This is a genomic window from Acinetobacter sp. ANC_7682, from assembly GCF_056779795.1.
Window position 1 is genome coordinate 36,456 of sequence record NZ_JBWYIQ010000022.1, and the last position, 11,768, is coordinate 48,223.

10 protein-coding genes are annotated in these 11,768 nt (G+C 36.4%); 9 read left to right on the forward strand and 1 reads right to left on the reverse strand.

Annotated elements, in window-relative coordinates:
• Positions 1–233 precede the first annotated feature (233 nt).
• The 9 genes from AC1M9D_RS09760 to galE all read left to right on the forward strand — a co-directional run bounded on the left by AC1M9D_RS09760 (position 234) and on the right by galE (position 9,749).
• Positions 234–935, forward strand: a complete 702-nt coding sequence (locus AC1M9D_RS09760; RefSeq protein ID WP_481612064.1) for a hypothetical protein — start codon at positions 234–236, stop codon at positions 933–935.
• Positions 935–2,023, forward strand: coding sequence for a glycosyltransferase (locus AC1M9D_RS09765; protein ID WP_481612065.1), 1,089 nt, complete (start codon positions 935–937; stop codon positions 2,021–2,023). Before AC1M9D_RS09760 ends, AC1M9D_RS09765 begins: the two co-directional genes overlap by 1 nt.
• Positions 2,020–3,156: a glycosyltransferase family 4 protein gene (locus tag AC1M9D_RS09770; RefSeq protein ID WP_481612066.1), complete on the forward strand. Its 1,137-nt coding sequence runs from the start codon at positions 2,020–2,022 to the stop codon at positions 3,154–3,156. The genes AC1M9D_RS09765 and AC1M9D_RS09770 overlap by 4 nt, the downstream gene beginning before the upstream one ends.
• Positions 3,157–3,173: 17 nt before the next feature.
• The gene (locus tag AC1M9D_RS09775) at positions 3,174–4,196 is read left to right on the forward strand and encodes an NAD-dependent epimerase (RefSeq protein WP_481612067.1); all 1,023 of its coding nucleotides are present in this window, start codon (positions 3,174–3,176) and stop codon (positions 4,194–4,196) included.
• A 76-nt stretch (positions 4,197–4,272) separates the two neighbouring features.
• Positions 4,273–4,893, forward strand: coding sequence for a sugar transferase (locus AC1M9D_RS09780; protein ID WP_481612068.1), 621 nt, complete (start codon positions 4,273–4,275; stop codon positions 4,891–4,893).
• A gap of 25 nt (positions 4,894–4,918) precedes the next feature.
• Positions 4,919–5,794 (forward strand): UTP--glucose-1-phosphate uridylyltransferase GalU, encoded by an 876-nt coding sequence (galU, locus tag AC1M9D_RS09785; RefSeq protein WP_481612069.1) that lies wholly within the window; start codon positions 4,919–4,921, stop codon positions 5,792–5,794.
• 13 nt (positions 5,795–5,807) lie between these two features.
• Complete coding sequence (locus AC1M9D_RS09790; protein WP_481612070.1) at positions 5,808–7,064, forward strand: nucleotide sugar dehydrogenase; 1,257 nt, start codon at positions 5,808–5,810, stop codon at positions 7,062–7,064.
• Positions 7,064–8,737 carry a glucose-6-phosphate isomerase gene (gene pgi, locus AC1M9D_RS09795; RefSeq protein ID WP_481612071.1) on the forward strand — a complete coding sequence of 558 codons (1,674 nt, stop codon included), beginning with the start codon at positions 7,064–7,066 and terminating at the stop codon, positions 8,735–8,737. The genes AC1M9D_RS09790 and pgi overlap by 1 nt, the downstream gene beginning before the upstream one ends.
• Positions 8,730–9,749, forward strand: coding sequence for a UDP-glucose 4-epimerase GalE (gene galE / locus AC1M9D_RS09800; protein ID WP_481612072.1), 1,020 nt, complete (start codon positions 8,730–8,732; stop codon positions 9,747–9,749). The genes pgi and galE overlap by 8 nt, the downstream gene beginning before the upstream one ends.
• Positions 9,750–9,788: 39 nt before the next feature.
• Here the strand turns inward: galE and AC1M9D_RS09805 are convergent, their stop codons facing one another.
• Positions 9,789–11,159: a phosphohexomutase domain-containing protein gene (locus AC1M9D_RS09805; RefSeq protein ID WP_481612073.1), complete on the reverse strand. Its 1,371-nt coding sequence runs from the start codon at positions 11,157–11,159 to the stop codon at positions 9,789–9,791.
• Positions 11,160–11,768 lie beyond the last annotated feature (609 nt).

The window sequence follows — 11,768 nt, forward strand, 5'->3', positions numbered from 1 at the left end:
TATTAATTCCACTCCTATTGAATTTTAGATATTTATTTTCTAATATAAATTATCTTTCTTATTTTTTGTTTTCCTCATTATTTATTCTGTTTTTGGATTTTAATAAGTTTATTGTATATACCACCATGTGGATGAGTATTTTAATTTACTCTAATAAGTTTTATGATAATATAAATAATGTATTATTAATTTTCTCAAAATCACTTTTTTTAATGCTTTTAATGGTTATTTGTTTGTTTGAGCCTTTAAAAGGTAGTTGGAGTGATATTTTTCAATTTAATCAAAGATTGTGGCTTGTTAGTCCAAGTGGTATGGAAGTTAACCCTAATCCTTTGGGCGTGATTTGTGCTATATGTGCATTTGGTTTTTTTATAAATAAAAAATATATATTAATGGTATTTCCATTGATAATATTGCTCCTAACTCAATCGAGAGCTTCAATGGTTTTTTTCTTGATTTTATATTTCATGCATACTGGAATTACATTGAGAAAATTTTTTCTATCGGTATTATTATCTATACCTTTTATTTATGTTGCATTAACCTCAAATATATCAAACAGGTTTTCAGAGGCAGGGGAAAATGGTCGATTAGAAAGAATGTCTATTTATCTTGGTTATATAAAAAATAATTATTTAGTTGGAATGTCAAGCTATTTATATGATGATCTTGTTGCCCTTTATGGGAGTCTAGATAACATGTATCTTTTAAGTGTGGCAAGATACGGTTTGTTTGGAATAATATTTTTACTATACTTAATACTAGTTTTTTTAAAAAACTTTAGCTTTGATATCTCTTCTAAAACCAGATTTGCTATATTCTTGTCGGTTTTTATTTTGGGGGTGGCAGAGAGTGGTTTGATAGCCAACAATTACCTTTTATGGCTTTTTTTTGCGTTATCAATTAAATTTTCTAATGTTAAAAAAGGTTATTAATGAAAATACTATATGTTGTGACAGGGCTTACTACAGGTGGGGCAGAAAGAGTCGTTATAAATTTGGCAAATCAAATGTCCAAGTTAGGTCATGATGTATCTATTTTAGTGTTAAAAGATGGAATTGAAATTTATCCAGATCCTGATGTTACATTAGAAATATTAAAAATTAATAGTTTTTTCAGTTTGATGGTTTCTTTCCGTAGGGCTGCACTTTTTTTTAATAAATTTAATCCAGACGTCTTACATGCACATATGTTTCATGCAAATATATATGCTAGGTTGTTAAGATTAATAGTTTCAGTTCCAAAGCTTATATGTTCATTACACAATAATCATGAAGTTTCAGTTTTTAGAAATTACATATATAAAATCACTAATTTTTTATCTGATGTAAATACCAATGTGAGTCAAGAGGCTGTTGATTCATATGTTAAAAAAGGTGTATTCAAAAAAAATGAATTAATAACTGTGTATAATGGAATTAATTTAGTTGATTTTAGTATTGATAATAAGTCTAGGGAATTATACCGTTCTGAATTTGATGTTGTTCAAAAGAGGGTGTTTTTAGCTGTTGGGCGTTTAACTGGTCAAAAAGACTATTTAAATTTATTACAAGCCTTTAAGATTTTATTAGAATTAAATAACAATGTAGTTTTATATATTGTTGGCGAAGGCGAAGAAAGATTAAGGTTGGAAAAATATATTTTTGATAATAATCTAGGTGAGTATATTAAGTTATTAGGCTTAAGACAAGATGTACCAAATCTTATGAATATGGCTGATTACTACGTTTTATCATCATTTTCAGAGGGTTTACCTACTGTTCTAATAGAAGCTATTAGTTGTGGTAAGCCAGTTGTATCTACAAATTGTGGAGGTGCTAGTGAAATTTTATTTAGTCATGATTTTTTGGTTGAAAGGTCTTCACCACTTAAATTAGCCGAAAAATTAAATTCAATTCTAACTTATGATTCTTTATCACTGCTGAATCTGTGTAAAAGTAATAAAGAGTATGTTGAATACAAGTTTAGTACTAATACGATGTTATCTTCATGGTTACAAATTTATGGACTTAAGAATAAATGAAATTTGCTATTATCACCAATGACATTTACTCAGTCCTAAATTTTAGATTTGATCTCATCAATGTTGTTCGTGATAGAGGTTTTACTGTATACATTTTTGCACCAAATATATCTGAAGAGCCTGAAGTATCACGTGTACTAAATGAAAAAGGCTTTATATTGATACCAATTTTTATGGATCGTGCTGGTACAAATCCAATAGCTGATTTTCAAACTATAGTAAGTATTTTTAATCAATTGAGAAAGATTAAACCTGATGTAGTTTTCTGTTATACGATTAAACCTGTAATTTATGGATGTATTGCTGCTTCTATGCTGGGTATAAAAAATATTAATGCCTTAATTTGTGGTTTAGGTAATATGTTTCATGATGGGGTGAATAGCAAATTTGGTGTTGTGGGGAAAATTGTAAATCGTTTATATACCGTTGCTTTAAATAAATGTAGAACGGTATTTTTTCAAAATAGAGATGACCTTGATTTACTTGAAAAATTTGAAATTTTAAAAAATAAGAAGAAAGCTGTTGTAGTCAATGGTTCGGGGATAAATTTGGAGAAATTCCCTATTGATTCAATTAAACTCAATCAGGCTGGCGTACCACAGCCTAGTTTTATTATGGTTGCCCGTCTATTGCGTTACAAAGGGGTGTGTGAGTTTGTTGAGGCGGCACGAATTCTGCACACTAAATATCCTCATGCCGAGTTCCATTTAGTTGGTGGGTGTGATGAAAATCCAGCATCAATTTCTGAAAGCGAATTAAATGAATGGTCTGCAAGTAAATTTATTAAGTGCTGGGGCAGATTAAGTGATGTACGTCCAGCATTAAAAGAAGCCAATGTATTTGTTTTACCTTCTTATTATAGAGAGGGAATTCCCCGATCAATATTAGAAGCAATGTCGATGGGCAAAGTGATTGTAACGACTGACAATGTTGGTTGCCGTGAGACAGTAGAGGTTAGTAGAAATGGCTTCTTAGTAGAGCCTAAAAATACAAACTCGCTGGTTGCTGCACTGGAGTCATTGATCAAAGATCCAGAGTCTATTGTTGATATGGCACATCATTCAAGATTTTTAGCCGAACAAAAATTTGATGTGCGTAAAGTTAATGAAAGCATGATTAGCTACATGTTATAAAAGTTTAAGGATTTTAAATGAAAATTTTGGTTACAGGTATTGCAGGCTTTATCGGTTTTCACGTTGCAAAAAAATTACTATTACGTGGCGATCAGGTTGTCGGAATAGATAATGTAAATGATTACTATGATACAAGCTTGAAAGAAGCACGTATTGAACATTTAACCCAACTGAGTCTAGAAAAAGAGTTAGATTTTGTATTCTTTCGTCATAACATTGCGGATCGGAATATTATTGATGAGATATTCAATAAACATCAATTTGATCGCGTAATTCATTTAGCTGCTCAAGCTGGTGTACGCTATTCATTAGAAAATCCACATAGTTATGTTGAAAGTAATATTGTAGGCTTTACTAACATTATTGAAGCCTGCCGATATAATCGGACACCACACTTAACATATGCTAGTACAAGTAGTGTATATGGTGCAAATACACAGATGCCTTTTCAAGAAAAACATGGTGTAGATCATCCGCTACAATTTTACGCTGCCACAAAACGTGCCAATGAATTAATGGCGCATAGTTATAGTCATTTATTTAAATTACCAACGACAGGTTTGCGTTTCTTTACAGTATATGGCCCTTGGGGTCGACCAGATATGGCATTGTTTAAATTCACCAAAAATATTTTAGAAGATAAACCTATACCTGTTTTTAATCATGGTAATCATTCACGTGATTTTACCTATATTGATGATATTGTAGAAGGTGTTATCCGTTCAAGTGATCAAATTGCACAGCCTGATCCAAACTGGAGCAGTAATTCTCCTAATCCTCATACCAGTAATGCTCCTTATCGTATTTTTAATATAGGTAATAATAAACCTGTAAAATTGATTGAGTATATTAATGCAATTGAAAAAGCCTTACATTTAAAGGCGGATATGGAGTTACTACCATTACAACCTGGTGATGTGCCTGACACTTTTGCAGATAGCTCTGAACTGATTAAGCAAGTAGGTTATACACCTAATACTACCGTAGAAGTAGGTGTTAGTAACTTCGTAAAATGGTACAGAGAATTTTATAAAGTTTAATTTTTTAATAGTGACCAGTTAATCAAAAGAATATTTTCTACATAGCTTCCAGAAAATATTCTTTAAAAGGTGAGAAATGAAACGCTTAATCGATATTTTTATTGCCCTCGTAGCATTAATAATACTATCACCGATATTTCTTGTGGTTTGCTATAAAGTTAAAAAGCATTTAGGTTCTCCAATTTTTTTCTATCAGCAGAGACCAGGGAAAGATGCAAAAATTTTTAAGATGATCAAGTTTAGGTCAATGTTGGATGCTGTTGATAAAAATGGTAATCCTCTCCCAGACGCACTACGTATTACACCTTTTGGACATAAATTGCGTTCCACAAGCTTAGATGAAATGCCGCAACTTATTAATGTGTTGAAGGGTGACATGAGTATTGTAGGTCCGCGTCCTCAAATGAAAGAGTTTTTAGCGCATTATACGCCTGAACAAATGCGTCGACATGAAGTAAAACCTGGAATGACCGGTTTGGCACAGGTGAGTGGGCGTAACAATCTTTCTTGGGAAGAAAAATTCGAACTCGATGTGCAATATGTCGAAACCCAATCTATTTGGCTTGATTTTAAAATTATGTTTAAAACGGTTAAGGTCATGTTTACTAAAGAGGGTATTAATGCACCAGATCAAGAGGTTGGTGCTGCTCGTTTTTCAAGTCAAGACTCTTCAAATATCAAAACTGGTTCTAAGTAAAATTTAATTTATTGGTGTGCATTATATGATCAAAAAAGCCATTCTGCCAGTCGCAGGTCTAGGTACCCGTTTTTTACCTGCAAGTAAGTCTATTCCAAAAGAAATGGTGACTGTTGTTGACCGCCCTGCGATTGAATATGTGGTGCGTGAAGCAGTTGCTGCGGGTATTGAAGAAATTATCTTAGTCACACATTCATCTAAAGCCTCAATCGAAAACTACTTTGACCGTAATTTTGAGCTAGAAACCACTTTAGAATCGAAGAAAAAATTTGATTTACTCAAAGAAATTACCGAAATTTTACCCCCTCATGTTAGCGTGATTAGTGTACGCCAACCACAACCCTTAGGTTTAGGTCATGCAGTATTGTGTGCTAAGGCTGTGGTGGGACAAGATGATTTTGCGGTACTTTTACCCGATGTATTAGTCAAAGATTCATCAGAGCGTAATGATTTAAGTTTGATGATTCAACGTTTTGATGAGACTCAAGCATCGCAAATTATGGTTGAAGCAGTGCCTGATCATATGGTCGATCAATATGGGATTGTCGATGTTGCATCGACACCTGCTGAAGGTCAAAGTATTCAAATGCAAGGCATTGTAGAAAAGCCAGCGATTGGTACAGCACCATCAAATTTATCAGTCGTTGGTCGTTATATTTTGCCTGCAAAAATCATGCAATTGCTTGAGCAAACACCTAAAGGTGCGGGCAATGAAATTCAACTCACCGATGCCATTGCCATGCTACAACAAACCGATACAGTTGAAGCATATCGTATGAAAGGTCAAACGTTTGACTGTGGTAGCAAGTTAGGATATTTAAAAGCAGTGCTGCATTATGGAGTAGATCATCCAAAATTAGGTGAGGAATTTAAAGCGCTGATTAAAGATCTAAAATTATAAAAAAGAGACAGATATGAAAGTTGCAGTATTTGGACAGACGCTGTATGCAGGTGTTTTTGCAGGGTTAATGGCTGAAAGTGGTCATCAGGTCTTTTGGTGTGATGTTTTAAAAAAACCAACATCGGAGCAAGCCTATACCCAAGATGAAGCGGTTAAGCGTTTGCTTGAGCAACAGAAAGCTAATGGCTTTTTAAAATATTGCAACTTTTCCCATCTTCCTTTAGATATCGATGCTTATTTTTTTAGTTTTAATCCTACTGAAGAGATTCAAGCAATTGAGATTTTAAAAGAATTAAAATCTCGACCCATGATTCATCCTAAACTGATGATGAATGCTTCAACTCTAGGATTGCATGGCACTGATAAATTTGCACGCATTTTATCGGAAGATGATTGGATATATTTACCTGATAGCATTCAAGAGGGTAATGCTTTACCAAGTTTGATACAGACCAAGCAGCTCATTGTAGGCACTTCATCTGAACGCGCACAAACCAAAATTAAAGAGTTACTTAGACCATTATTCCCACGTACACAGCAATATTTATTTATGCCTGTACTGGATGCGGAATTTACCAAACTGAGTATTTCTGGCATGTTGGCGACACGTATTAGTTATATTAATGACTTGGCGGTAGTAGCTGAAAAAATGGGGATTGATATTGAACAAGTGCGTCAAGGCATGGCAGCGGATAGCCGTATTGGCGCATCTTATTTATATCCAGGTGCAGGTTTTGGTGGGGAGAACTTCTCACATGATATTTTGACATTGACGCAAACGGTGTTAGGTGCGGGTGCAAGGAGTCAACTGCTGGCACAGGTTTGGGATATTAACGAACAACAAAAAGAAATTCTATTCCGTAAATTATGGAATTATTATCATGGTGATTTAAACGGTAAAACTGTTGCGATTTGGGGTGCTGCATTTAAAGAAAATACCTCACGTATTCAGCAATCTCCGATTCACACCATGTTGAAAGCACTTTGGGCACAAGGGATCAGAGTGAAGTTACATGATCCTCAAGCTTTGCCTGAAATTGAAAAAGTTTATGGCCATCGTCCCGACTTAATCTACTGTACAGACCAATATGATGCAGTCAAAGACGCACATGCGCTGTGTTTGCTGACCGCTTGGAAGCAATATTGGAGTCCTGACTATCCTGAATTATTAAAAACCATGCGCCATCCACTGATTTTGGATGGGCGAAATATTTACGATCCAAGTTATGTGAAAGCACAAGGATTTGCTTATATGGGGGTAGGTCGCTAATGAGCAGTCATGCAAAACCTTATGCGGTTGAAGATCGTGCGACAGTCATACAACAATTAAACACATTGAAAGCTGAATTTGCGCAATTACATCTAACTGAGTTATTTGCCAAAGATGCTACACGTTTTGAAAAATTTTCTGTGACTGTTTCACCAATTGTATTTGATTTTAGTAAACATCGTATTAATCAAGACGCTTTAAATCGTTTGGTCGCATGGGCAAATGCGCAAGACCTTAATCCTTGGATCAAACGTCTATTCTCGACACAAGAAATCAACTACACAGAAAACCGCGCGGCCATGCATTGGGCGCTACGCTTACCGAAACATGATCAGTCTCATCCTGAATTGGCAAAGCAAGTGCATGCACAGCTTGATCGGATGTATGCCTTGGTCAATAAAATTCATGCAGGTCAATACCGCGGTGCCACCGGTGAAGTGATTCAAGATGTCGTGAATATCGGTGTCGGAGGATCAGATCTAGGGCCACTCATGGTCAGTCATGCACTGTCTGATTTTAAGAAAATCACTGAAAAGCCACTCAATGTGCATTTTGTATCCACAATGGATGGCAGTCAGCTTTCAGATTTATTGCATAAGCTCCGTCCGGAAACGACACTTTTTATTATTTCATCAAAATCGTTTGGGACGATTGATACCTTATCCAATGCACAAACCGTGCGTCTATGGTTGGAAAAAGCTTTAGGTCAGGAAGCGCAAATTTTAAAACACCATTTTATTGGGGTTTCGACCAAACCTGAAAAAATGACCGCTTGGGGAATTGCACCTGAAAATCAACTGCTCCTTTGGGATTGGGTCGGTGGTCGTTACTCTTTATGGTCCTGTATTGGTTTGCCGATTGCTTTAACCGTGGGTGTGGATGGTTTTAAGCAATTGTTGGCAGGGGCGTATGCCATAGATCAGCATTTTCAAACAGCGCCGTTTACCGAAAATTTGCCTGTGCTGATGGGGTTGCTGGGTGCTTGGAATACGAATTTCTTAGATATTCAAACCCATGCGGTATTGCCTTATGACGGCCGTTTGAAATATTTCGCCTCTTATTTACAACAATTGGAAATGGAATCGAATGGTAAGTCAGTTCAACGCGATGGCAAGAAAGTCGATTTAGATACCTGTCCGATTGTGTGGGGCGAAGTAGGACCCAATGCACAGCATGCTTTTTATCAGTTATTGCATCAAGGGACACAGTCCGTCAGTTGTGATTTTATTGCACCAATTAAGCGTTATAACGGACAACAATTTACCTATATTGATAATGCAGATGCGTTAATCGAACAACATCATTTGGCATTATCAAATTGTTTGGCACAATCGCGTTTATTGGCATTTGGTAATCAGGCATTGGATCAACATGAAGTTGCAGATTTACCTGAATATAAACAATATGCAGGCAATCAACCGAGCACCACCATTTTAATGCAAGAGTTGAACCCCTATAGTTTGGGTATGCTGATCGCTATGTATGAGCATAAAGTCTTTGTCCAATCCGTGCTTTGGAATATCAACCCATTTGATCAGTGGGGCGTTGAAAAAGGCAAGGAGATTGCCAATCAACTATTGCCGATTTTAAGTGGAGAACAAACAGATGTATCGAATCTTGATGCGTCGACACAAGGTTTAATACAAATATTGATGGGGAAAGGCAATGCCTAAAGTATTAGTGACGGGTGGTGCAGGTTATATTGGTTCGCATACCTGTGTTGAATTGTTAAATGCAGGGCACGAGGTTGTTGTTCTTGATAATTTATCGAATAGCTCATCAGAATCTTTGAATCGCGTTCAAGCTTTAACGTCTAAATCTTTAGAATTTATCGAGGGTGATATTCTTGATCAAGCCATTTTAGATCAAATTTTCCAAAATCATCAGATTGACGCCGTGATTCATTTCGCAGGCTTGAAAGCGGTAGGTGAAAGTCAGCAAATCCCATTGAAGTATTTCGAGAATAATATTTCTGGCTCGATTAGCTTAGTCAAAGCGATGGAACGCGCCAATGTTTTTAATTTAGTCTTTAGCTCTTCTGCAACGGTGTATGACGAAGCCAATGTATCGCCACTGAATGAAGAGATGCCGACAGGCATGCCAAGTAATAACTATGGTTATACTAAACTCATTGTTGAGCAGTTATTGCAGAAACTCGCGCAAGCAGATGCAGGTTGGTCGATTGCTTTACTGCGTTATTTCAACCCTGTCGGTGCGCACAAAAGTGGTCAAATTGGTGAAGATCCACAAGGCATTCCAAATAACTTAATGCCTTATGTGACTCAAGTGGCTGTCGGTCGTCGTGAAAAACTATCCATTTTTGGTCATGATTACGATACCGTCGATGGCACGGGTGTGCGTGACTATATCCATGTGGTGGATTTGGCTAATGCTCATTTATGTGCACTGGAAAATCGTTTAAATGCACAAGGCTGTCGTGCTTGGAATATTGGGACAGGCAATGGCTGTTCGGTGCTGGAAATTAAAAATACCTTTGAGAAAGTCAATGGTATTGAGATTCCTTTCGAATTTTCACCACGTCGTGCAGGGGATGTCGCAACATCATTTGCAGATAATGCGCGTGCAGTTGCTGAATTGGGTTGGACGCCAAAATTGAATCTGGAAGATATGTTGGCAGATAGTTGGAATTGGCAAAAACAAAATCCAAATGGTTATCGTGAATAAAAAAATGGAGCGTTACAACGCTCCATTTTTTATGCGGTTTTAAGCCTGAATGAGTTGAGTGAGCTCATCGATATAAGCTTGCATCGGCTTTGGATTTTTATCTTTACGGCTTTCAATATTTAAACGGAGTAAAGGCTCTGTATTTGAAGCACGGACATTTAAACGCCAAGCACCAAAATCTAAACTGACGCCATCCGTTTCATCAATGGCTGGATTTTGATTTGCGAAATGATCAAAGATGTTCTGAATGGTTTCTTTTGTATCCGCAACTTTAAAGTTGATTTCACCTGAACATGGGAATTTTTCAATCATTTCCTCAACCAGAGCAGAGAGTGGTTTTGCCGTTTCACAAACAACTGAGATTGCCAATAACCACGGAATCATGCCACTGTCACAATAGGCAAAATCACGGAAGTAGTGATGTGCTGACATTTCACCGCCATACACTGCATTGTGTTCACGCATTTTATCTTTAATGAAAGAGTGGCCTGATTTCGATTGCACAGCTTCGCCTTGATATTGTTCAACGATATCGAAAGTATTCCACACCAAGCGCGGATCATGCACAATTTTTTCACCTTTTTGTTTCAGTAAAAAGGCTTGTGCCAAGAGACCGACGATGTAATACCCTTCAATAAATTGACCTTTTTCATCAAAAAGGAAACAACGATCAAAGTCACCATCCCAAGCGATGCCCATGTCAGCATGATATTGCAGTACAGCATTGGAGGTACTTGCACGGTTTTCGACTAAGATGGGGTTGGGAATACCATTTGGGAAGTTGCCATCTGCTTCATGGTGAATTTTGATGAATTCAACTGGAATATTCAGGGTTTTAAATTTTTCTTCGATCGCATCGATCACATGACCTGCAGCACCATTCCCCGCATTGACCACGAGTTTTAAAGGTTTGATTTTTGTAGGGTCAATATAGGTCATCAAATGATCAATAAATTCGGGCAAGATATTATAATGCTGAGTTGTACCTTTGATTTCGACTTCTTTAAACTGATTTTTTTCAGCAAGAAGTTGGATATCTTTTAAACCTGAGTCTGCACCAATCGGACGAGCATTTTCGCGTACAAGCTTCATGCCGTTATAGTCCATTGGGTTATGGCTGGCTGTTATTTCGATCCCGCCTTGCACATCAAGATGGAATGCACCGAAATAAACTTCCTCAGTCCCAGTCATGCCTAAATCTAAAACATCAACGCCTGCATCATTCAGGCCATTGATGGTGGCTTGTTTCAGTGCTTCACTGGTTAAGCGAACATCACATCCAACCACTACTTTTTGAGGTTGATAAATTTCGCCATAAGCACGTCCAACACGGTACGCGATATCTTCATTGAGTTCTGTGCCCAATTTTCCGCGGATATCATAGGCTTTGAAACAAGTTAATTTTTCCATGTTAAGGTTCTAATCTATTGAGTAAATTGAATACGAAAATTATAGCGATTTTGATGTAAGTACGGCATGGGTTGAGATAAAAAATTACATTTAAATTCAGTAAATTAATTTACTTTATGATGCTTATTGTTGGTTGTAAATCAAGCAGCGCTCATAAGTGGATGAATTTTTTTGGAAAAAGTGCAGTAAACGTTTATTGGTTGTAAAAATTGAATTTATAAAAATTTAATAATAAAAAAGCCCTGATATTGATCAGGGCTTTTTTGAATCTGGAGCGGGAAAGGAGACTCGAACTCCCGACCCCAACCTTGGCAAGAGTCACCGACATAAAATACACTAAATAACATAATTGGTATTTTAATAAACCCTATATATAACAGTTATATAGGGTTTTTGTTTTGTGTAGTGTAATTTAAGGTAGAGTAGGGTGCTTTAATTTTTGGTCACTAATTTCAATATGTAAATCAACAATAATTACCGACATATATATTCTCTATCTAAGGGTGGTTTACTATTTGGGTGGTGTTTCAAAAAGTATGCTGAAAAAAACAATATGGCTTTTGATAAAATAGAGGTATGAAAATAACGCTACAAATCAAATGTCCTACC